The 21,073-nt window shown below is 40.7% G+C and carries 23 protein-coding genes; 14 read left to right on the forward strand and 9 right to left on the reverse strand.

Annotated elements, in window-relative coordinates:
* The first annotated feature begins 14 nt into the window (after positions 1 to 14).
* From MKY77_RS06945 to MKY77_RS06965, 5 genes are all read left to right on the forward strand, one after another.
* Positions 15 to 1,253 carry a DNA repair exonuclease gene (locus MKY77_RS06945; protein WP_339149519.1) on the forward strand — a complete coding sequence of 413 codons (1,239 nt, stop codon included), beginning with the start codon at positions 15 to 17 and terminating at the stop codon, positions 1,251 to 1,253.
* Complete coding sequence (locus MKY77_RS06950) at positions 1,214 to 4,297, forward strand: AAA family ATPase (protein ID WP_339149520.1); 3,084 nt, start codon at positions 1,214 to 1,216, stop codon at positions 4,295 to 4,297. The genes MKY77_RS06945 and MKY77_RS06950 overlap by 40 nt, the downstream gene beginning before the upstream one ends.
* 84 nt (positions 4,298 to 4,381) lie before the next feature.
* A complete protein-coding gene (locus tag MKY77_RS06955; protein WP_339149521.1) occupies positions 4,382 to 5,596 on the forward strand; it encodes an MFS transporter in 1,215 nt (404 codons plus the stop codon).
* Between the two features lie 49 nt (positions 5,597 to 5,645).
* A complete protein-coding gene (gene yhaM / locus MKY77_RS06960; RefSeq protein WP_339149979.1) occupies positions 5,646 to 6,590 on the forward strand; it encodes a 3'-5' exoribonuclease YhaM in 945 nt (314 codons plus the stop codon).
* 68 nt (positions 6,591 to 6,658) lie between these two features.
* The gene (locus MKY77_RS06965; RefSeq protein ID WP_237663898.1) at positions 6,659 to 6,835 is read left to right on the forward strand and encodes a sporulation YhaL family protein; all 177 of its coding nucleotides are present in this window, start codon (positions 6,659 to 6,661) and stop codon (positions 6,833 to 6,835) included.
* Positions 6,836 to 7,152: 317 nt separating this feature from the next.
* Here the strand turns inward: MKY77_RS06965 and MKY77_RS06970 are convergent, their stop codons facing one another.
* Positions 7,153 to 8,034: a peptidylprolyl isomerase gene (locus tag MKY77_RS06970; RefSeq protein WP_339149522.1), complete on the reverse strand. Its 882-nt coding sequence runs from the start codon at positions 8,032 to 8,034 to the stop codon at positions 7,153 to 7,155.
* A 307-nt stretch (positions 8,035 to 8,341) separates the two neighbouring features.
* Here MKY77_RS06970 and MKY77_RS06975 point away from each other — a divergent pair, with 307 nt between their 5' ends.
* The gene (locus MKY77_RS06975; RefSeq protein ID WP_063561705.1) at positions 8,342 to 8,428 is read left to right on the forward strand and encodes a YjcZ family sporulation protein; all 87 of its coding nucleotides are present in this window, start codon (positions 8,342 to 8,344) and stop codon (positions 8,426 to 8,428) included.
* Positions 8,429 to 8,458: 30 nt separating this feature from the next.
* Positions 8,459 to 8,545 carry a YjcZ family sporulation protein gene (locus MKY77_RS06980; RefSeq protein ID WP_082153634.1) on the forward strand — a complete coding sequence of 29 codons (87 nt, stop codon included), beginning with the start codon at positions 8,459 to 8,461 and terminating at the stop codon, positions 8,543 to 8,545.
* Between the two features lie 110 nt (positions 8,546 to 8,655).
* Here MKY77_RS06980 and MKY77_RS06985 read toward each other — a convergent pair whose 3' ends face one another.
* Together MKY77_RS06985 and MKY77_RS06990 are read right to left on the reverse strand one after the other, a co-directional pair.
* Positions 8,656 to 8,844, reverse strand: a complete 189-nt coding sequence (locus tag MKY77_RS06985) for a hypothetical protein (RefSeq protein WP_207556373.1) — start codon at positions 8,842 to 8,844, stop codon at positions 8,656 to 8,658.
* 160 nt (positions 8,845 to 9,004) lie between these two features.
* Positions 9,005 to 9,559, reverse strand: a complete 555-nt coding sequence (locus MKY77_RS06990) for a DUF3267 domain-containing protein (RefSeq protein ID WP_339149523.1) — start codon at positions 9,557 to 9,559, stop codon at positions 9,005 to 9,007.
* Positions 9,560 to 9,768: 209 nt separating this feature from the next.
* On the opposite strand from MKY77_RS06990, the gene MKY77_RS06995 reads away from it, so the two are divergent.
* Positions 9,769 to 10,107: a DUF1878 family protein gene (locus MKY77_RS06995; RefSeq protein ID WP_339149524.1), complete on the forward strand. Its 339-nt coding sequence runs from the start codon at positions 9,769 to 9,771 to the stop codon at positions 10,105 to 10,107.
* Here the strand turns inward: MKY77_RS06995 and MKY77_RS07000 are convergent.
* Positions 10,094 to 10,693 carry an HTH-type transcriptional regulator Hpr gene (locus MKY77_RS07000; protein WP_331254661.1) on the reverse strand — a complete coding sequence of 200 codons (600 nt, stop codon included), beginning with the start codon at positions 10,691 to 10,693 and terminating at the stop codon, positions 10,094 to 10,096. The two genes, MKY77_RS06995 and MKY77_RS07000, sit on opposite strands and share 14 nt — an antisense overlap.
* A gap of 94 nt (positions 10,694 to 10,787) precedes the next feature.
* The gene (locus MKY77_RS07005) at positions 10,788 to 11,153 is read right to left on the reverse strand and encodes a YtxH domain-containing protein (protein ID WP_339149525.1); all 366 of its coding nucleotides are present in this window, start codon (positions 11,151 to 11,153) and stop codon (positions 10,788 to 10,790) included.
* A 315-nt stretch (positions 11,154 to 11,468) separates the two neighbouring features.
* Here MKY77_RS07005 and MKY77_RS07010 point away from each other — a divergent pair, with 315 nt between their 5' ends.
* Positions 11,469 to 11,660, forward strand: coding sequence for a hypothetical protein (locus tag MKY77_RS07010; RefSeq protein WP_339149526.1), 192 nt, complete (start codon positions 11,469 to 11,471; stop codon positions 11,658 to 11,660).
* Between the two features lie 260 nt (positions 11,661 to 11,920).
* Here the strand turns inward: MKY77_RS07010 and MKY77_RS07015 are convergent, their stop codons facing one another.
* Together MKY77_RS07015 and serC are read right to left on the reverse strand one after the other, a co-directional pair.
* Positions 11,921 to 12,445, reverse strand: a complete 525-nt coding sequence (locus tag MKY77_RS07015; RefSeq protein WP_339149527.1) for a tryptophan transporter — start codon at positions 12,443 to 12,445, stop codon at positions 11,921 to 11,923.
* A 126-nt stretch (positions 12,446 to 12,571) separates the two neighbouring features.
* Complete coding sequence (gene serC / locus MKY77_RS07020) at positions 12,572 to 13,654, reverse strand: 3-phosphoserine/phosphohydroxythreonine transaminase (protein WP_339149528.1); 1,083 nt, start codon at positions 13,652 to 13,654, stop codon at positions 12,572 to 12,574.
* Between the two features lie 101 nt (positions 13,655 to 13,755).
* Here serC and MKY77_RS07025 point away from each other — a divergent pair, with 101 nt between their 5' ends.
* The gene (locus tag MKY77_RS07025) at positions 13,756 to 14,634 is read left to right on the forward strand and encodes a hypothetical protein (RefSeq protein WP_339149529.1); all 879 of its coding nucleotides are present in this window, start codon (positions 13,756 to 13,758) and stop codon (positions 14,632 to 14,634) included.
* 73 nt (positions 14,635 to 14,707) lie between these two features.
* Here the strand turns inward: MKY77_RS07025 and MKY77_RS07030 are convergent, their stop codons facing one another.
* Positions 14,708 to 15,130, reverse strand: coding sequence for an HIT family protein (locus MKY77_RS07030; RefSeq protein ID WP_339149980.1), 423 nt, complete (start codon positions 15,128 to 15,130; stop codon positions 14,708 to 14,710).
* 999 nt (positions 15,131 to 16,129) lie between these two features.
* Between MKY77_RS07030 and MKY77_RS07035 the strand changes: the two genes are divergently transcribed.
* The 3 genes from MKY77_RS07035 (at position 16,130) to MKY77_RS07045 (ending at position 18,901) form a co-directional block, all read left to right on the forward strand.
* Entirely contained in the window at positions 16,130 to 16,870 is a 741-nt protein-coding gene (locus MKY77_RS07035) for an ABC transporter ATP-binding protein (RefSeq protein WP_237663889.1), read from the forward strand.
* Positions 16,863 to 18,080, forward strand: coding sequence for an ABC transporter permease (locus MKY77_RS07040; RefSeq protein WP_339149530.1), 1,218 nt, complete (start codon positions 16,863 to 16,865; stop codon positions 18,078 to 18,080). The genes MKY77_RS07035 and MKY77_RS07040 overlap by 8 nt, the downstream gene beginning before the upstream one ends.
* 98 nt (positions 18,081 to 18,178) lie before the next feature.
* Positions 18,179 to 18,901 (forward strand): EcsC family protein, encoded by a 723-nt coding sequence (locus tag MKY77_RS07045; protein ID WP_339149531.1) that lies wholly within the window; start codon positions 18,179 to 18,181, stop codon positions 18,899 to 18,901.
* Between the two features lie 50 nt (positions 18,902 to 18,951).
* Here MKY77_RS07045 and MKY77_RS07050 read toward each other — a convergent pair whose 3' ends face one another.
* A complete protein-coding gene (locus MKY77_RS07050) occupies positions 18,952 to 20,160 on the reverse strand; it encodes a M20 family metallopeptidase (RefSeq protein ID WP_339149532.1) in 1,209 nt (402 codons plus the stop codon).
* Between the two features lie 105 nt (positions 20,161 to 20,265).
* Between MKY77_RS07050 and MKY77_RS07055 the strand changes: the two genes are divergently transcribed.
* Positions 20,266 to 20,970 carry a phosphatase PAP2 family protein gene (locus tag MKY77_RS07055; protein ID WP_342515680.1) on the forward strand — a complete coding sequence of 235 codons (705 nt, stop codon included), beginning with the start codon at positions 20,266 to 20,268 and terminating at the stop codon, positions 20,968 to 20,970.
* Positions 20,971 to 21,073 lie beyond the last annotated feature (103 nt).

A 21,073-nucleotide genomic window follows, 5' to 3' on the forward strand; every position in this document is an offset into this window, starting at 1 on the left:
AGAGGTAAAATTAAATGATGAAAAAAATTCGCTTTCTACATGCGGCAGATTTGCACTTGGATAGTCCATTCAAAGGGCTGACCCATCTTCCTCCTGAGATTTTCCATCAAATAAAAAATAGCACATTCCTGGCACTGACAAATCTCATTGATATGGCCATAAAAAAAGAAGTGGACTTGCTTCTTTTGGCTGGGGATTTATTTGACCTGGAACAAAGAAGTCTGTTTGCACAAGCCAAGCTAAGAAAGGAATTTATACGGCTAAGGCAATCGGGGATCCAAGTTTACATCATTCATGGAAACCATGACTACCTGACAGAAAGCCATCGCCTTTTTCGATATCCTGAAAACGTACATGTTTTCAATGAAACGGTTGATTGCGAGCCTTTCATCAAAAATGGGGAGCATCTGGCCAACATCTATGGTTTCAGCTATAACAGAAGGCATATGACAGAAAGTATGACCAATCATTATACAAAGTCGAATACGAGTGTCCCATTTCATATTGGTATGCTCCATGGAAATCTGTCCGGCAGGGAAGATCATGACCCATACGCACCATTCAGCGTCTCAGAACTTCTGGAAAAGGAATTCGATTATTGGGCTCTTGGCCATATACATAAACGAGAAATTCTTCACTTAAATCCTCCCATCGTATATCCCGGCAATATCCAAGGAAGGCACAAAAAGGAGACAGGAGGAAAGGGCTGTTATATTGTGGAGCTGACCGACGGAGGGAAAGCAGAAATTCAATATGTTGAAACTTCTCCTATCGTTTGGGAGGAAGTGGAGATTTCCATCACAGGACTAAAGACACTAGATCAGCTAATGGATGTAACAAGAAAAGCATTGGATACCCATAAAGAAGCAGATAAAAGCAAATTGATTAGATTGATTTATAAAGACAGTGGAGATCTGCATCAATCCCTTCAAGATGAACACAAGCAGGAGGACCTGCAAATCCTACTAAATGAAGGGGAGGACACCAGAGAACCTTTCTTATACATATACTCCCTACAGGTTAGGACGACAGTTGCTTTCAACAAGGAAGGCTTAAAGGAAAAGACCTTCTATCGGGATTTTTATTCCATAGTAGAACAGATGGAAGATCAGGATGAGGTCTTATCCAGTTTATACCGACATTCAGGAGCAAGGCACTATCTTGAGCCGTTGGATAAAGAAGAGAAGGACGCCATTCTGAAAGAAGCGGAGCAATGGCTTGTTACCAGATTCCTGGAAAGCGAGAAGAGGTGAATGGATTGAAAATCAAAGCATTACATATTTATGGATTTGGGAAGTTGGAGAATGTGCTGGTGGAAGACTTCTCTCCGGCCATTCAAGTGTTCTACGGAGAAAATGAAGCGGGAAAATCAACAATCATGGCGTTTATCCATGCAGTCCTTTTTGGGTTTCCTGCTAAAAATCAGCAGGATTTACGATATCTTCCAAAAAAAGGACATAAATATGGCGGGAAAGTGATCATTGAGACAAAGGATATGCGTTCTATTACGATCGAGCGAGTTGCAGGTAGGTCTTCAGGGGATGTCACCGTTTTGGATGAACAGGGAAATCATTGTGATTTAGACGATATTCTGGGCGGATTGGATAAAACGATGTATAAGGGGATTTTCTCCTTTAATATAATGGATCTGCAAAATCTAAAACTGATCGATGCAGAACAGCTAGGAAGTTATCTTTTTTCATCAGGGTTGATAGGAAGTGACCAGCTTCACAAGCTCTCCAATCAGTTAAACAAAGAACAGGAGGACCGCTTCAAGCCCCAGGGAAGAAAACCTGAGATCAATAAGTTATTATTGAATAGACTAAAAGAAGAAGAAAAAACGGTGCAACTATGGAAGGCGAAGATGGAAGAATATGAACAGCTCCAAACAGATGTAACACGTTTTGATGAGGATTTTAAAACACTCCTACGGAATAAAGAAGATATTACAAAGAAAATAAAATATACCGAGGCCATGCTAGCCATCCAACCTTTAGCGAATAAAGCTGAATTGCTTCAAGATCAGATGGAAAAGTTGGGGAATGTTGATTCGATACCGGTGGATGGATTGGCCAGACTGGAAAAGCCACAAACAGAATTAGGTTTCTATCAGGCGAAATTAGAACAATTAACAAAAGATAGGAAGAGCAAAGAAAAAGAGCTGGCAGAACTACATGTGAATTCACAGCTCTTGTATAAAGAAGAAGTACTAGAAAACTTGTTATCCAAACGTCCAAGCTATGAGCAGGCAAAAGGTCAGTTGGCGCTACTTTCTTCAGAGATAGAAGAATACGATTATCAGATTGGTAACTGGAAAAGGGATTTGGATTGGAGCGGATTTCAAGAGGCAACGATAGAAGAACTCCATACAAGCTTGGGTACCAAAGCGATGCTGAAGGAACTCATCAAACAAAATCACAAGCTCTCTATTCAAAAACAGCGACTGGATGATCAGTTCCAAGTTACAAAGGACGAACTGGAAATGCAGGAGGAAAGGGTAGAAACCCTGGAGAAAGAGCTACTCCCAGCGGATGAAGTATTGCGGATGAAAAAATCTGTGGCAGAACAGGGGAAGAATAGTTTGTCAAAGGATATCGCTGTAACGGAACAGCTTGTCCATCAATTAGAAAGACAACTGAAAGGTCAAGAAAAAGTACAACGTGCCAAAAAGAAGAACAACCAATATACTGCTATGGGAATTCTCTTTTTCGGCTTTGCAGGAGCAATAGCTTTATTTTTACAAAACCAGCTTTTCTTATCCCTATTGTTCTTTCTTGTCTTTGGCATCGTTTCATATGTAGCTGTCAGGAAAAATGCATCAGAAGAAGTATGGATAGGTTTAGAAAAAGAGAAAAAAGAATTAGAAAGCAAGCTGGAAAAGCTGCGGGCGAAGTTCTTTTCCTCCGGTACCTATGAAAAATTAGAGGAGTACCAGCAGGCTTTGGCAAAGGATGAACAAGTAAATCATCTTTTGCAAAAGGAAAGACTGTTACTTTCTCAAAGTGAACGGGCATACAATAAAATTATTCATCAGTACGAGGAATGGGAAAAGGAGAATTTCCAATTTGAAGAGAGTTGGCAGAAGTGGGCAGAATCCATTCGCCTTGCCCACATACCCTTCCCCTTTATGGAAGAAGCCTTTGAAAAGGTAACCCAGCTGAAAACTGCTATTTTAGAGAAGAAGGGATTAATAGAAAAAAGGAAGCATTATGAACTATTAATGGAGGATTTCACGAGTCAGCTTTTAGAATTGGTGAAAGAAATCGACTGGCAGGATGAATATGCTTCGCCTGAAGAGGCTCTGAGTCAGTTAGGTAAGAAAATGGACGAACAGAAAAGTAAACAGCTAAAAGTAGAAAGAATTCAGGAAAGCATTTCCTTATTAGAAGAGGAGTCTACTACATTAGAAGTTCATATAGAGGACGCACGCAATCAGATTCACCAGTTGTTTGAACAGGCTGGTGTGCAGGAAGAAGATGCCTTTCGGATGAAAAGCCACCAACGACTAGAAAAAAAGGAGCTTGAAAGAGATCTGTCATTGGTGCTCAGTCAATTGCAGCAAATGGAAAGCGCTTATCAAGTCACACTTGAACAAAGTAAACCTTTGGACATCTGGAAAATGGATAAGGAAAGACTTGAACGGGAACTGGTTGACCTGAATGAAAACTACCAGCACCTGCTTGAAAAAAGAACGGCTACCTATGAAACAATTCGGCAGTTAGAGGAAGGTGGTACCTATTCGGAGGCCGTCCAACAATTTGAGTTGTCCAAAAGCACATTACAGCGTCATGCTCGCAAATGGGCGGTATATGCCACCGCTCAGCACCTTCTCACAAAAACCATGGACTTTTACAGGACTGTAAAGTTACCGAAAGTTTTAGATCACGCATCAGAACATTTCCGTTTCCTAACAGGAGGCAATTATGTAGGGGTCCATGACACCAAACTTGAGAGAAAAATTATAGTGGAACACAAGGACGGTACAATGTTTGAACCAAAAGAGTTAAGCCAGGCCACTGTTGAACAATTATATATATCCATCCGTTTTGCGGTAGCACAGGTGTGGAGTGAAGAGCAAACACTTCCATTCATGATGGATGACAGCTTTGTCAATTTTGATCAGAAACGGTCAGACCTGGCTATCCAATTGATGAACCGTTTGGCTGAACAGGGCAATCAATTTATCTTTTTCACCTGTCATCAGCAGTTCAAGAAAAAGTTATCGGAAGGGGTAGCAAACTCGATATTTTCATTTAGCAGGAACAATATGGTCGGAACGGTTTCGTTCCGGGATTGAATTTGGCACCATCCATTGCCGAATGGAAGAAACAAGTGCTATGCTTAGAGAGGTATAGAGAAGCATGTTGAAAGGATAACCAGAATGAGTGAGAGTGTAAAAAATAATAAAGCGCCATTGATTCTATTAAGTTTTAATTTATTTATCGTCATGGTAGGCATTGGTTTGGTCATACCGATTCTGCCTTTTTATATCGATAAATTCGGTGCGGATGCCCGGACGTTGGGATTGTTGGTAGCTGTTTTTGCGTTTATGCAATTCCTTTTCGCCCCTGTATGGGGAAGGCTTTCGGACAAAGTTGGCCGAAAGCCTCTTATCACCATCGGCCTGTTCGGATTTGCGATAGCAGAGTTCATCTTTGCGTTTGCGAACGGACTATGGATGCTGTTCCTATCGAGAATCCTTGCAGGAATATTCGGTTCGGCTCTGATGCCGACCGCCATGGCCTACGTTTCAGATGTCACCTCTTCTGAAAAGAGGGGCCAGGGGATGGGAATAATGGGGGCAGCCATGGGACTTGGTATCGTTGTAGGACCAGGGATAGGAGGATGGCTAGCAGAATACGATCTGTCCTTGCCTTTTCTTGTGGCAGGGATTGCAGCGACTATCGCCGGGATCCTATCGGTGATAATTCTACCTGAATCCTACTCCAAAGAGAAACGCGAACGTGACGCTCAATTATCAGCTGGAGAGAAGCGGGACAATCAATTTGTAGTTATGTATACGGCGCTAAAAAGTCCTGTCGGATTCTTGCTGATCTTGGTTTTTATCATGAGTTTTGGCTTGGCTAATTTTCAATCCATTTTTGGATATTATACGATGCAACGGTATGGCTATAACCCCAGTGAAGTAGGATTGATCATCTTGATTGTTGGACTGGTGGGTACCGTTGTACAAGGCGGATTGGTTGGTAGATTGACGAAGCGGTTTGGGGAAGAGAAAGTAGTGACGAGTGCTTTATTGATCAGTGCGATTGGGTTTGTGATGATGACACTTGCTACAGGCTTCAAAACGGTCCTATTAACTACTTGCCTTTTCTTTTTGGGGAACTCTTTATTAAGGCCATCATTGAATTCATTCATCTCCAAACTGGCTGGAAGTAGACAAGGGCTTGTGATGGGACTCAATAACTCATTTCTCAGCCTTGGAAATGTAGCTGGTCCCATATTGGCCGGAATTTTCTTTGAAATTAATATCCATATTCCTTATCTATTCGGAGCATGTATCATGCTTTTCGGGTTGATTGTGACAAAAATTTGGCTCGCAAGAAGAAAGGAACAGATGGAGGCTACTTTATAAGTGACAGTCAACATAGCGATATCTATTATTTTGACAGGGGGAAGAAATGATGAAGAAGGGAATTCTCCACTTTGAAGTGGGAGAACAAGTGGATATCCATCTACTAATTAAAACAGCGACAAAAGGGATTGCCAGCAATGGAAAACCATTTTTGACGTTGATATTCCAAGATAAGAGTGGCGAGATAGAAGCAAAGCTTTGGGACGCTTCTGCAGATGATGAAGGGTTATATACGCCCCAAAGTATTGTGAGGGTTCTTGGGGACATTCATCATTACCGGGGGCGTAATCAATTAAAGATTCGCAAAATAAAGCCTAAGGAAGATCATGAAAACGTCAGCGTCTCCGATCTTATTGAAACAGCTCCTGTAAGCCAGGAGCAAATGATGGATACAATCACACAGGCCATATTCGAAATGAAAAATCCCAATATCCAAAGAATAACAAGACATCTATTGAAGAAACATCAGCATGATTTCCTGCAATATCCGGCTGCAACAAAAAACCATCATGAGTTTGTCTCCGGGTTGGCCTACCATGTAGTTTCCATGTTGGACCTCGCCAAAGCGATAGCTGGATTATATCCTTCCTTGGACAGGGACCTCCTTTACGCAGGAGTTATCCTACACGACTTAGGAAAGGTAACGGAACTATCCGGACCTGTTTCTACTAGCTATACCATAGAGGGTAACCTGATAGGGCACATCTCCATCATGGTGAATGAAATCGGAAAAGCAGCGGACGAGCTTGGTATTGAAGGGGAAGAAGTGATGGTGCTTCAACATCTTGTACTGAGCCATCATGGTAAACTAGAATGGGGAAGTCCGAAACTTCCATTGATTAAAGAGGCGGAAATTCTCCATTATATTGATAATATAGATGCAAAGATGAATATGCTAGACCGCGCATTGGAGCGGGTAAAGCCTGGAGAATACACAGAAAGAATCTTTGCTATGGATAACCGAAACTTCTATAAACCTAGTTTTCACAAATAAGTACTAGCCTCCCATCCTCTATCATATGTATAGATTAGTAGCACATATGAAAGAGAGGGGGCTTTTTTATGCCGTGGTGGATGCTATTGGTTGTTATCGGGATATGTTTCAGTGCCTATATGACGTTAAGGTCTGCTAAAGAAGAAAAAGAAGTGGAGACTGCCATCATTGAAAAAGAAGGACAAGTATATATGGACAGGATTCAAGAGGAGAGAGAGAAGAAGCAGCAGGTTGTAAATGTGTAATAGAAAAAGGAAGCGGGGATGCCGCTTCCTTTCAGACTGTTGACCAACTATAAACTAGTTAGGTTATCTGTTGGAAGAGTTGATCTTCGTTGCAGGAGCTTCGCTTTCCGCGGGCAGTCCGGAAGCCTCCTCGGGCTACGCCCTGCGGGGTCTTCCATGTCCTTTCCTCCGCAGGAGTCTTCGCTCCTTCCACTGCGATCAACTAGAGAATTTCATTATTTTTAGCTTTGTCTACACACTGAAAGGAAGCGGGGATGCCGCTTCCTTTTTACTAATTTATTGTACATGTTAATTTCTGTTTAATAAAAATTGGTCGCTTATTCTTTTTCTTGGTCCTGATTTTCTTCTTGTTCGAATGTGTTCTTAAGGGATTCGTCTTTTATTTGGACATTGGCAGCATCCAATTCTTTTTGAAGTGCAGCGTCCGCATTTTCTTGTTGCACTTTAGCTTGGAGTACTTCCTGTTCCACTTGTTCCCTGATTTCATCCAATGGAGGTTTTTCTTTTTTATCGGTCACCATGATGATGTGATAGCCGAACATACTTTCAACCGGCTCACTGATTTCATTGATTTCAAGGTTATAAGCCGCTTCTTCAAATTCTGTTAACATATCTCCAGAACCAAACCATTCAAGGTCCCCGCCATTTTGGGCAGATGCCGGATCTGTGGAATGTTCTGTTGCAAGCTCTGCAAAGTCTGCACCCTCGTCCAGTTTATTCTTGATTTCCTTGGCTGTTTCTTCGTCCTCCACAAGAATGTGGCTTGCACGCAACTCAGGTTTCATCTCATCATAATGTTTTTGTATGTCTTCCTCTGTGACTTCCACATTTTCCATTGCTGCCTTTTCCTGAAGCATGGAGAGGCGCAAGGTTTGTGTCAATTGTGCTTCATTTTTAAAGCCGCTCTGGGCCATGGCCATATCGAATTCCGGTCCAAGTTGCATTTTCAGCTCATCCAACCGCTCCTGTACTTCTTCATCTGTTACCTCGTAATTTTCACTAAGCACTTTTTCATATACTAGTTCACGAAGAACCTCTTCTCCGAATCGTTCTTTCATCGCGTCATAAAGCTCTGCCTGCGTGATGTTCCATTCGGAGGCTTCAGCAATCACCTTTGAATTGTCAGTAGCGTCATTGTTACATGCAGATAATGCGAAGAGTGAAGCGGTGGCACTAACAGCAATCATCCATTTTTTCATATAGTCAACTCCCATATGTAATAAAGCATTTCATTCCATTCCATACTATAGCATAATCTCCTAATTTAATGAAATAATCTTCACTTTCCACCAAAGTCCCATATGCTTTTTTATAAAAAAATGGGTTAACGTCCATTCCAAATCTAATACCCATACATACTATAAATGGAATCATGAAATAAACCAACACACACTTGTTGTCCCAGGATTTCATGTAAAAAGCCTTAGAGGCAGGATAAACGCCTATGCCTCCTAAGAAATTGTTGCATAAGATATCGTAACAACTCACAAAGGAGGTGTTAGTGAGATGGGTAATGCGTATGCAGGTGGCTTCGCGTTAATCGTAGTATTGTTTATCTTGTTGGTAATCGTAGGTGCAGCTTGGTTGTACTAAAAACACTTTCTTTAAAAAGGAGGAACTAAAATGTCAGGTGGACATTCCGGCGGATTTGCGTTAATCGTAGTATTATTCATTCTGTTAGTAATCGTAGGTGCAGCTTGGTTATACTAAGCTAAAACCTTGGAGACGGGAATAGCCCCGTTTCTAAAGAAAAACACCTTCCATCTAAGATGGAAGGTGTTTTTTGTTCCATCTAAGATGGAAGGTGTTTTTTGTTCGTTTTATCGTTGGGAACTAAGCAAAATATCTACATAAGAAGAAATTAATAGAATGGTAATTAGAACATTTATGGTTCGGAAAACTTTCGGCTGACGATCCTCCGGGATTTCTTTCTGAACGCATAAAGCATTCGTTAATTTGTTTATGTAGAAGAGTATGAATATAGCCACCAAAACGAATAAGAATGCGATAGCCATAAAATCCCTCCTTTGCGGCTTGCTTGCTTTTAAACTATTATACGAAATTAATACTTATGCCTTCTACCTTATCAAAGTTTGTAAAAAAAAGATACCTTGACACTCTAAAACTTTTACAAAAAAATGAAATAACATCCATTGATTAAGTGTGATCTTAGGACGCTATTTCATTCTCGTTAACTATTAAAATATCATACCCGTTTTCCAGTTCTTCGATTTGGCATTTATTTGGTGCACGTTGTATCAGTTTGATATAAAGAAAATCTGGAATACTCAACCCGATATTTACTGCCGCAAGCATGGAGAAATAATGATAGTAGCTTGGAAAAATGTGGGCAAGTAAGATGCACGCAGTCGTAATGATGGCAAATGGAGCCATTAGAACAGCGTAGGATTGAATTTTTGTAAAAGGTTTTTTAGTTTTTATTTTCATATAAGGCATATAGCACTTTAGTTTCCATCTGAGTTTTACTTGGTTTCTGGTCGCAATTAGCGGAAGTACATGACATAACTTGTGCATGGTGAACATGCCTGCAAGCCCAAGGATGAACCATCCAAAATTGGCTGAGGAAACAGTACTGTCATGATAAATAAGGCTAAAAGATAAAAATAACACAATAAACGAAAGTAAAGTGATGATAAACGATACAAGTGTAATGCGATGGAGTCCATATTGTCTTGATATATCAATGGATTTCCAACAGTTCATAGTTGAATCACCTACCGTAATTGCTAGTCGTAATCAAAATTACTAAATTAATGTAAGCTTTTTAAATGAAAAAATCAATAGGTGAATGTAATTTATTTTTCAACAAAGTCATCTAAATATTGGTAAGTGGATTAATTTGATGTAAAATATATAAAAAAGCGAAGGTGGCTGCCTACCATTGTTCAAAGAATAAATGGATTTAGCGAGGAATGAGTAAATTGGAAGAAAGACTTGCAACATTGGAATACTACATGGAGCTATTGATGAAACAGATGGATCTTACACGTTTTCCATGGGATGGTTTAATTATCCGTGTAAGGCTTACCAGAAGGGAGGTAGAATTCATATACAATACATGTGAAACATTGAGCATGGAGATGGAAAAACAAAAAGCGGAAGGTTTTGTGACTTTCTCTCCGCTTCTTATACAATTCAGGGAAGCCTTGCCATCTAGTCTACCATGGGAAGAGACTATTCATGCTTTGAGATCGCAAGGGCTATACACTTCATTAATGGATGAATTTCACAAGCTGATCAAGAAGAAGTAACGCTTTCATTTTTTTCTATAAGTGTTTCTTCTTTTTTAGAAAGCTTTCCATCAACCTCTACAAAGTCCTCCTCAATGTTGTTAAAGGACCTTTCAAAAATCTGCATGAAATCCTCCCCGTACACATTACGTATCACACACATGATATCCAACAGTTCCGGAAACTTTCCGTATAAGTCATGCATAGGCAATGCACCACTGAATACCGAATTTTTGCTAGGATCATAGCTTTCCATCAAATCCAGAAGTATTTGCTCACCTTTTTCAGTAAGTTCGATATACGTATTGCGTTTATCGTTCTCTTTCTTGGAGAAGCGAAGCAATTCTCTTTCCTCTAATTTCTTGGAGAAGTTAAATGCAGTAGAGACATGCATTACTCCAAACTTGGCAATCTCTGAAATACTTGCACCTTTCAAATGATAGGCAATCCATAGAATGTGGTGCTCATTAATATTTAAGTCATAAGGCTTGATCCATTGCTGCCAATCCTTTTCGATTGTTTTCCAAAGAGCTTTGCTAAGCTGTGCAACACGCTGGCTGAATAGCATGGCTTCTTTTAATGAATACTGTCCATTCTGTGTATTCACAAACTCACCTACTTTTTTCTAATATATTACTATCTATTATGACAATAAAATAAAAATTAATAAAGGTCAAAATTTACAAAAAATTAAAATTTTTTTATTTTGTCGTGTTTTTTGCTAATTCTTTTTCAAGATTTTCCAATTCCTTTTCCACATTTGCAATGTTTTGTTGAATGGACTCTTGATGTGATTTTATGGAATTTTGCCATAGATCAACGGATACTTGAATTTCTTCGGCAATGTTTCCAACCGTTGCTTTGCCCTCCTCAAGCGCTTGTGCTACTTGATCCTTAACCTGAATAGCTTCGTTTTTCAATTCATCCAGTGTTGCTTGGACATTGCGTGCGGCATCCTTAACTTGTTCTCTTCTAACTGCACCGGAAACGGGAGTTGTCAATAATGTGGAAATGCCGGCAATAGCTCCTCCTATTAAAACGCCATAGATGAATGATTTCCCATTCATAGTAATCACCTCGAATTTAAAATTATGTAAGTATAGTTCAATACCCTAAGATTATTATATAATTCAACATTTCTAAAAAAAATCCTCTTTTTTCGGACTTTTTTCATGGAGTTTGTTTCGACAAGGGCAAATTAAATGGAACCTTGCAAGGTCATATACTTATATTATTACCAAAGCCCTTTTAAAGGATGCCAATGAACTCCAGCAACTTAATTGTGAACAGATATGATAGGTCTTGATGGGCTAGGAAAGGTAACTTGTTTCATAAGAGCAGACTGCTCCGCATACTTATGAAAGAAAAGGGGGCGGGCAAAATTGGCAGGCATAACATTCGGGTTATTCACCCTAAGCATTTTGCTTCTTTTTGGAGGGGGAAACTACTATCTTGCATCGCAAAGAGGAGGGGCATATCCACCTAGACGAGTATTGCAGCAAAAAGCCCTGGCCATCAGTGGTGCGGGAGGGCTCATTCTCTTGTTGGCAGTACTTGCAACCTGGATTGCTTAAAGGCAATTGATAGATGATAGGAAAACAAAAAAGAGGGAAACTCCTTAGATGGAGTTTTCCTCTTTTCATGAGGCTCTTTTCTCAAAGATTGTTGCTATTCTCTAATAAAAAGTCGGCAATTGGACTTTTTATTAATTAGAAATCTTAAAAAATGCAGTAATAAATTTAGTACTGCTGGGAAAAGAGCACGACAGTAACGAAAATAACGATGTTTTTATTAAATACGTAAAAGCAACAAAGTTTACGAAAAAAGCCTTTCATTATGTTGCTGGAACTAAGTTGGAGCGTCTTGCAATGCCTGTTACTATTGGATAGAGAATAATCATGACTACTACATTCATTGCAACAGCAGGAAGTACAGCTGTCAGCATGAAAAATACAAATGTTCCCTCGCCTGGCAAACCTACAAGTGTCAGGGCGGATAATAAGAATATCGCTCCTGAAATGAGGGTGCCGATTGCGGTTAAAAGTCCTGCTTTAACTAGTGGTTTGTTGACCTTTTTCACTGCAAGAAGCAGGAAGAAAAACAGGAATGCGGTAATCGGTTTGTCAATGATATTTGGGATTTGCCCTCCTGGAAAAGTGGTGGTAAGTGCGGAAATCATTCCGGTCACCATTCCAATAAGTAATACATTCTTCTTTTCTGGAAATAACATAATTCCGAGAAACATCATCGTTAAAGCCAAATCAGGCTTCATACCAAGTATAAAACCAGGTACCACTGTGTGCAATACAGCACCGATTCCAACCAGTAAAGCTAGTGACACTAAAGTCTTCGTTTTCATTTCTCATCTCTCCTCGACTAATCTTGTCTTCTTTTATAACCCCATTAGTACACTTGTTGTCTAATGCGAATTATTAGGTACTAGTATAGTAAATATTACACCTCTTGAAAAGGGTAAAGCTTGCCATTAACTATATTTGGTACGGAAACCATTCATGAATTCTGCCAATGCCTCACATGATTCTAGTGGGACGGCATTATAAATGGACGCTCGACAGCCACCAACCATACGATGTCCTCCGAGTCCGACAAAGCCTTGCTCTTTAACCTCTGCCAGAAAGGATGCTGTAAGTTCTTCTGTTGAGAGGTTAAAGGTGACATTCATGTGGGATCTTGCTTCTTTCTTCGCATGGCCGATAAAGAAGCCGTTGCTTTCATCAATTGCTCCATATAGAAGTTCGGCTTTCTTTTGATTGTTCTTTTCTATTTCCTCCACACCACCCTGTTCGGCAACCCATTCCAATACAAGTGACAACATATAGATGGAAAAAGTGGGAGGAGTGTTATAAAGGGACCTGTTCTTGGCGAAAGTCTGATAATTCAACATGGTCGGGATGTTATCTGGACAACGCTCCAGTAATTCCTTCTTGATCATAACCACTGTCACACCTGAAGGACCGAGGTTTTTCTGGGCGCCAGCATAAATGAGGGAGAAATCTCTCACATTGATCGGCCTGCTCAGGATATCACTCGACATATCCGCAATCAATGGTACATCCGTTGATATGGTAGGGAAACTCCGCCACTGGGTACCGAAAATGGTATTATTACTTGTGATATGTAAGTAGGCCGGATTCTCAGATAGCTTCATGTGAGCAGGAACATCCGTATATCCGGTTTCTTTTGCGGAAGAGGCTATATGTGTCTCCCCGAGTTTCTGAGCTTCCTTCAAGGCTTTTTCAGACCAGGAGCCGGTTAGACTATAATTCCCCTTTTTTCCCATGGGAAGAAAATTCATGGGGATAGCAGAAAACTGGAGACTCGCGCCACCTTGCATGAAGAGGACCTCGTAGTCTTCAGGGATATGCAATAGTTCTTTTAATAGGGTTGTTGCTTTATTGTGAACCTTTTCGTACTCCTTGCTTCGATGACTTAATTCCATCACGGACATGCCAGTAGTTTCAAAATCTACTAACTCCTGTTGAGCTCGCTTTAGTACTTCCTTTGGCAGTGCAGCAGGTCCTGCATTAAAGTTATAGACACGCTTCATCCTATTACCCTCCTAAAGTTTTCTGAAAATATTAATATATATCCTATCATGGATTGTGTTAGAATACATGAAAGATTTAGAAAAAAGTTAGGAGTTTTAACATGTATCGTGATCAAAAGCCTTTTGATGTAAGTCCATATGACCACCCGGATATTTATCCTGGCCCAAGACCTGCCACTTCTTTTTTGTATTGGAATGGAAAAGCCCATCGATTGGAGGCAGAAAAAGGTCTCCCTGTCGAGCAGCATTCCATCTACTTTTCCAATATGGATCATGTATTGGGAAGTCTTGCTTTTCAGAGTGCAGATGTAAAAAAGGTGGAAGAGCTCTTACTAAAAGAAGGGTTGTCGTCTAAGGTTCCCGTAGTTGCTTATGGGTCGAATGTTTGCCTGGCACAGCTTCAATATAAATTTGGACTTCGACCGGAGGAAGATGACTTTATGCTTTGTCTGAAGGGGAAGGTGCTGGATTCCGATATCGTATATGCCCCATTTTTGGCTCCATATGGTTCATTGCCTGCAGTCATTGCCCCTGTAAAAGGTGCCGAGTCAGAGGTGTGGTTGACATTCATCGAAAAGAAGCAGTTGGAGCTGATCAACTCAACCGAAATAGATTATGAACTGAGGGAGCACTCCGGCAAGAAAGTGTATTTGAATACCGGAGAGGTTTTTGAACGGGTCTATGCCTATTATAAGCCTCAAGCGCTGTTGTGGGAGGGGAAAATGTGCAGGTTTGCGGATATCCCTGGGAACAGCCCCCTTCCATCCGTTTGGCAGAGTGATATGTTGAACGAGCTGAAAGTAGCTGTGGAACATAAAGGAACGCGCGAGGAATTTATCCACTTATTAAGGTGGGACAGAAGATACAGAGATTATGTGGAGGGTTACTTGGAGTCTGAATGCACCTACACGTTTAATCACCCAGACTGGGAAAAGGTGGAAAATGTTGTTTCTGTGGGGGAGATGAAAAGATCATTTTGAGGTGAGTAGCAACCAATATATGGGTCTTCTTAAGGGAAATGACGTGGGAGAGTTGCTCCCACGTCATTTTTTCTTATTGTATGCCTTCTTTAATCTGGGCAGATATTTCTTGCAGATCCTGAGGTGTATAGTCACTTTGGTTTGATTTCCACACTGCTCCAAAGCCGTCGCCCTTGCCGTAGCGTGGCAGTATGTGGAGATGATAATGGAAAACAGACTGCCCGGCAGCTTCTCCATTGTTATTCAACAGGTTCAACCCGATTGGTTGGAACTTTTCTTTAATGGAATTGGCTATTTTTGGTACCACTTTAAAAAGGTTTTCGGCTATTTCTGGTGTCAGCTCATAGATGTTTTCTTTATGTACTTTAGGGATTACCAGCGTATGACCTTTTGTTACCTGGCTGATGTCAAGAAAAGCGAGGACATGCTCGTCTTCATAAACCTTTGCGGCCGGAATATCACCATTAATTATTTTACAGAAAATACAATCACTCATCATGGATCACCTCGGTAATTTGTTTTATCTAAGCAGGAAAAGAGCACGACAGCACGGAAAATAACGGTTGTTTACAAATGCGAAAAAGCAACAAAGTATGCCAAAACAGCCTTTATCTATTTTACCATGTTTTGGACATGGATCCTAATAATGTCCTAAGGCAAATTAAACAAGCAAGAGCCGGAGCTCCTGCTTGCGAAGAAAGGGAAGAGAGGCAACAAGCTTCTCTATCTAAATAAGGAGAAGCCTACAAACAACATTTTAGCTTTCAAATAACTGTGTTTGATGAACACCTCATTTGATATTAAAAATGTGTCTAGTGGTCAGCTTTCCTGTTCAAGACAACCATCCCCTTGTTACTGAGTTTTACAACTTTAGTAACGTGGCTATCGACTTAAGGTCTCTTTAACGAACACCTCTTTTTCAAAATGAATCAATCACAGGTTTCGACTTTAGAATAAAGTGTCGCCCGTAAGCACCTCATTTCTTCATCAATCGGAGTTACGTTATAGATGATCGTGTGGTTGCAGTCGGTTAAGTCCCGCAACGACAATAGAAATGTGTAACTTTATCGAGATCAAAGCAAAACTGTCTTTGACAGTCACCTCATCTACAAAGAAGTCAACTAAAGGCTTGTATAAGAGCCCCTCATTCCCCTTCCTTACATATCATGCGCACTTTCGTTTAAATTATGTTATGGTAAAATTTAATTAGGCTCTTTTCTTGAAGATTGATGCGATTTGCTAGTAAAAATTCGGCAATTGGATTTTTTGCTGTTTACATACTTGAAAAATTTGCAAGAAGTATTTATTAGAAAGCAAGCAAAAGAGCACGTCGTATCGAAGATAACGTACAATAAAATTAATTTTGAGGTTATATTTCATATAGGTTACAGGGGGATTAAATTTTGAAAGGGGGTCAGACCCTTGAAGGAATTTCTCCCTCCATGTAGTACCTATACCTTATACATAAAATGGCTGGCAGAAAGGGTAGGTTGATGTGAGTTTATTGGAGATTAGTGGGTTGACTGGTGGGTATACGAATCAGGCGGTGTTGAAGGATATTTCGTTTGAGGTGAAGCGAAATGAGCTGGTCGGATTGATTGGGCTTAATGGTGCCGGGAAGAGTACGACGATCAAGCATGTAATTGGTACGATGGAACCGAAGAAGGGATCCATCAAAATCGATGGCATTTCCATTCAAGAGGATACGACCAAATATCGCTCGACTTTCACTTTTATTCCGGAAACGCCGATTTTATATGATGAGCTGACATTATATGAACATCTTGAATTAACGGCGATGGCATATGGTCTATCAAAGGAGACTTTTGAAGAACGCCTTCATCCATTATTGAAGGAATTCCGCATGGAAAAACGCCTAAAGTGGTTTCCGGCACACTTCTCTAAGGGAATGAAGCAGAAGGTGATGATTCTTGCAGCTTTCTTGATTGAACCGAAGTTATATATTGTGGACGAGCCATTTGTAGGCTTAGATCCACTTGCTATCCATTCCCTTTTAGAAATCATGGATAAAGCGAAAAAGAGTGGGGCCGGGATCCTCATGTCCACGCATATCCTCGCAACTGCGGAGAAGTACTGCGATTCCTTCGTAATACTGCATGAGGGTGAAGTCCGGGCAAAAGGAACGCTTCAAGAGCTTAGACAGCAGTTCCAAATGCCGATGGCTTCCTTAGATGATCTCTATATCCAGTTGACAAAGGAAGAGAGCAATGTTTAATGTCGATCAGCTCTGGAAGTCCAGATTCAGTCAATATGTAAAGGATACTCGCAGATATTTACGTTATATGTTCAACGATCATCTCGTCATCGTGATGATTTTTCTACTAAGCGGCCTCGCCCTAGCCTATCAGAACTGGCTGGAGATTGTCCCGCCTGATTTTCCCTATGCATTGCTAATGGGTGCGGTACTTGCCTTATTGATGACCAGAGGTAGCATACATACATTTTTAAAGGACCCGGACCTAGTCTTTTTGCTTCCTTTGGAAGAAAAATTAAAGCCTTATATAAAGAAATCATTTCTTTATTCCATCGTGTTAGAAAGTTATTTCCTTTTATTGGTTTTTGGTGTTTCCGTGCCTTTATTCTTCACATTGACAAATGCTACATTCCAAACACTTTTGGCCATTCTTCTATTATTGCTTGGGATGAAATCCTGGAACCTGTGGATGACGTGGCTTGTTAATTTCTATACGGATAGAAAAGTGAGGCTGACGGACTGGTGGATCAGACTTGCGCTAAATTTCGGTCTACTGTATCTTGTTTTTTCTGAAGCAAGCCTACTTTTCATCGGAGTAATTATTGGAGTGATGGTGCTGCTCCTTGTATATTTCCAAAAAGCCTCCCAAAAGATGAATTGGAAATGGGACCTCCTGATTGAAAATGAAACGAAAAGAATGCAGTTGTTTTATCGAGTGGCAAACCTGTTCGTGGATGTGCCGGGCTTGAAAGAAAAAGTCAAAAGGAGAAGATGGCTGGACTTTATCCTGTCTTTCACACCGTACGCAAAGGAGAAGTCCTTTCACTACCTGTACTTACGAACTTTCCTTCGTTCAGGTGACTATTTCGGATTATATCTTCGCCTGTTGATTATCGGTGTTGTCCTTCTTCTTACACTTCCTGTGGGCTATGCAACCTATCTGGTTCCAGTGCTTGTTCTATATCTGACCGGATTTCAGCTTATCCCAATGTGGAGACATCATTATAACAAACTGTGGCTTTCTATCTATCCGCTCAAAGAAGAACACCGGGTACATGCTTTTACCAAAATGATAACTTTGATACTCATCTCTCAAGTGATAATCTTAGCAATACTGTTGGCTTTCATGGCAACGTGGCTGGAAACGGCGATTGTACTTGGTGGGGGGATTGCCTTTTCATACTTATATGTACAAGGGGTTGTCAAACGAAAAATTGCATCTCTTAAATAAGGGAGGAACACTCAAATGTTTTTGGGTGTTTTTCTTATTTTGAATCATATGCTCTATTTACACGTATATAAGGCAAAACGATACAAGGAGTGTTTCCATTGTACGAACAGAAAGTAATCGAAGAGGTAAGAAAGTGGAAAATGCAGGTGGCCAAAAAATCTACGATGTTCCAGCGTTTTTCCAAGGGTGCGCAAAATAAAGTGAATACCTTGATTCCAGATAAAGTTCATGCAGTCATGACGGAGAGTATCAAGAAAATGGTGCAGGGGACGCTTGTAGGAAGCAATATGACAACTAAATTGAATGAGGGGCATATCGTCATGAGCCTTGAAGAAAAAGAAAGATGGATTCAGGAAAAAATAAACGTGTATAAACGTACTGCGGCAGTTGAAGGTGCGGGAACGGGAGCAGGGGGGATTTTGCTCGGATTGGCGGACTTTCCGCTGCTTCTTTCCATCAAAATGAAATTTCTATTTGAAGTGGCAGCCATATATGGATACGACACAAAAAATTATGAGGAGAGAGTGTTCGTGTTATATATTTTTCAGTTGGCCTTCTCCAGCGATGCCAGACGTAAAGAGGTACTGAGGTATATAGAGAATTGGGAGGAGCACAAAGAGGAAGCAAAAGAGCTTGATTGGAGGGTGTTCCAACAGGAGTATCGCGACCATATCGATTTGATCAAAATGTTGCAAATGGTCCCTGGTCTGGGAGCAATTGTTGGAGCATATGCAAACTATAATTTTCTTGACCAATTGGGGACAACCGCAAAAAACTGTTACCGTTTGAGAATGTTCCATGAAAGAGGATTAGACATATAAAAAGCACCGGTCTCCTTTTATAGGAGGCCGGTGCTTTGTTCAGAAACCAATTATGATTGGTGAGAGGGAACAAGCTTTTCCTGCTCATGCTGGTGATACAGAACCGTTGCCGCACCCAACGTTTTAGCGGCAACCAACAATGCCTTCTCATGGATATCAAACTTGGGATGATGGTGTGGGTAGGCCACTTCCACGCCTTCCGGTTTAGCGCCGGTAAAGAAGAAAGTCCCTTTGACATGTCTCAGGTAATAGGCAAAATCTTCTCCTCCCATATGTGGCGAAGTCTCCTCTACAGCCTTCACCTCATTCACAGAGGATGCAACGTTCACAACAAAGTCTGTTTCGTCCTTATGATTGACGACAGCAGGATAACCTCTGTCATACTTATATTCATATGTCGAACCATTAAGCGAGCATGTGGAGGAAGCAACAACATCTATTTCTGCTTCGATCTGGTCACGCACATCATCATTGAATGTACGAACCGTTCCTTCTAGGTAAGCAGAGTCCGCGATAACATTGAAGGCATTCTCTGCTTTGAAAGTACCGACTGAAATGACTGCAGGATCAACTGGACTCACTCGTCTGCTGACAATTTGTTGCAGGTTAAGAACAAGTTGAGAAGCTGTTACAACCGCATCTTTTGTTTTATGCGGTTGGGCACCATGTCCACCAGATCCTTGCACCTTGATGGAAAAACGGTCGGCAGCAGCCATTACCGGTCCCACTCGGTACTGAATGGTTCCAAGGTCCACACCTGCCCATAGGTGCGTCCCAAAGATAACATCCACCCCTTCAAGGCATCCATCATTGATCATCGCGATCGCTCCGCCTGGTGCATATTCCTCCGCATGTTGGTGGATAAAGACGACATTTCCTTCCAAATCTTCTTTCAATTCATTCAAACATTTTGCAAGGACTAGTAATGTTGCTGTGTGGCCATCATGTCCGCAAGCGTGCATGACCCCGGGAACTTTTGATTTATATTCTACATCTTTTTCGTCTTGAATTGGTAGGGCATCAAAATCTGCTCGCAGTGCAACGGTTTTACCGGGGCGTGCTCCCATAATTTTAGCTACCACACCATTGCCGCCGACATTTGACTGGTAGGCAATACCCAATTTTTTATAAAAGTCTGCTATGTAGGCTGCAGTATGGAATTCTTTAAAAGAAACCTCAGGGAATTGGTGTAAATAACGTCTAATCTCTACCATTTCATCAAAACGATTTTCTAACAGTTGATTCAGTTTATTTAACATATAGCGCTCCCCATTTCGAAGATTTGTATTTAATATAGTATTCTATATGACTCTGTTAAAAAAGAATAGTCATAACTTTCATAAATTTAGTAAAATAAAAGGGGCATGATTGAACAAGGGGAGATGATTGGTATGCAAGCGGAATATGGGCAGGAGTTGAGCAGTAAAAAAAGTAATAAGAAATGGAGAAGACTTACATTATTTGCTATTTGTGGAGCGTTTTTTATTTGGTCATTCCAACAAATTATTTGGCAAAATACGATAGGATTTGATGAAGTGATACGCAATGCGGTAAATGCTCTGGACGTCGAGCTGTTAGTTAGTTTTTTTCAGCTATTTACGATGCTTGGTGATAAAACCGGTGTGATCATCATCATGTTATTATCTATAGGACTTATTTGGTGGATAAAAAGGGATTATGCAGCAATGGGCGTGATCGTCGGAGGAGTCATTATTGTCAATGAGCTCAATAAGTGGTTGAAAGATTATACTGGGCGCGAAAGGCCGATGACGGGACCTGGCGCGGAAAGCCTTAGTTTCCCTAGTGGACACGCGATGGTGGGGCTTTTCTTTTATGGGTTATTACTTTATTTTGCGTTAGCCTATACAGAGGAAAGCAAAAAAAAGTTGGTGATCGCTATTTTTGGAACGATGTTTATCATATTACTTGGAATAAGTAGAATCTTTTTAAACTACCATTATCCTTCCGATGTTTTTGCAGGATACGCTGCTGGATATATTTGTTTGATCCTCGGGTTACTGGTGTACGAAGGGATTCAGAATAAAGTGATGAAGAGAAAATCGATGTAGCCGCAGCTCATCGCTTTTTTTATAAGGCAAGTAAAAAATTTGTTGATTTGCGTTCCATGCGCTTCGCTTTCCACTTCAATCAACTAGGTGGCTACATTCATCG

It is taken from the genome of Sutcliffiella sp. FSL R7-0096 (assembly GCF_038595065.1).
Lineage (GTDB): Bacteria > Bacillota > Bacilli > Bacillales > Bacillaceae_I > Sutcliffiella_A.

Bases quoted from the DNA above. Each gene is read 5' to 3' on its own strand.
- MKY77_RS06945 (WP_339149519.1), top strand. From the start codon at position 15: ATGATGAAAAAAATTCGCTTTCTACATGCGGCAGATTTGCACTTGGAT.
- MKY77_RS06950 (WP_339149520.1), top strand. From the start codon at position 1,214: ATGGCTTGTTACCAGATTCCTGGAAAGCGAGAAGAGGTGAATGGATTG.
- MKY77_RS06955 (WP_339149521.1), top strand. From the start codon at position 4,382: ATGAGTGAGAGTGTAAAAAATAATAAAGCGCCATTGATTCTATTAAGT.
- yhaM (WP_339149979.1), top strand. From the start codon at position 5,646: ATGAAGAAGGGAATTCTCCACTTTGAAGTGGGAGAACAAGTGGATATC.
- MKY77_RS06965 (WP_237663898.1), top strand. From the start codon at position 6,659: ATGCCGTGGTGGATGCTATTGGTTGTTATCGGGATATGTTTCAGTGCC.
- MKY77_RS06970 (WP_339149522.1), bottom strand. From the start codon at position 8,034: ATGAAAAAATGGATGATTGCTGTTAGTGCCACCGCTTCACTCTTCGCA.
- MKY77_RS06975 (WP_063561705.1), top strand. From the start codon at position 8,342: ATGGGTAATGCGTATGCAGGTGGCTTCGCGTTAATCGTAGTATTGTTT.
- MKY77_RS06980 (WP_082153634.1), top strand. From the start codon at position 8,459: ATGTCAGGTGGACATTCCGGCGGATTTGCGTTAATCGTAGTATTATTC.
- MKY77_RS06990 (WP_339149523.1), bottom strand. From the start codon at position 9,559: ATGAACTGTTGGAAATCCATTGATATATCAAGACAATATGGACTCCAT.
- MKY77_RS06995 (WP_339149524.1), top strand. From the start codon at position 9,769: ATGAGTAAATTGGAAGAAAGACTTGCAACATTGGAATACTACATGGAG.
- MKY77_RS07005 (WP_339149525.1), bottom strand. From the start codon at position 11,153: ATGAATGGGAAATCATTCATCTATGGCGTTTTAATAGGAGGAGCTATT.
- MKY77_RS07015 (WP_339149527.1), bottom strand. From the start codon at position 12,445: ATGAAAACGAAGACTTTAGTGTCACTAGCTTTACTGGTTGGAATCGGT.
- serC (WP_339149528.1), bottom strand. From the start codon at position 13,654: ATGAAGCGTGTCTATAACTTTAATGCAGGACCTGCTGCACTGCCAAAG.
- MKY77_RS07025 (WP_339149529.1), top strand. From the start codon at position 13,756: ATGTATCGTGATCAAAAGCCTTTTGATGTAAGTCCATATGACCACCCG.
- MKY77_RS07030 (WP_339149980.1), bottom strand. From the start codon at position 15,130: ATGAGTGATTGTATTTTCTGTAAAATAATTAATGGTGATATTCCGGCC.
- MKY77_RS07040 (WP_339149530.1), top strand. From the start codon at position 16,863: ATGTTTAATGTCGATCAGCTCTGGAAGTCCAGATTCAGTCAATATGTA.
- MKY77_RS07050 (WP_339149532.1), bottom strand. From the start codon at position 20,160: ATGTTAAATAAACTGAATCAACTGTTAGAAAATCGTTTTGATGAAATG.
- MKY77_RS07055 (WP_342515680.1), top strand. From the start codon at position 20,266: ATGATTGAACAAGGGGAGATGATTGGTATGCAAGCGGAATATGGGCAG.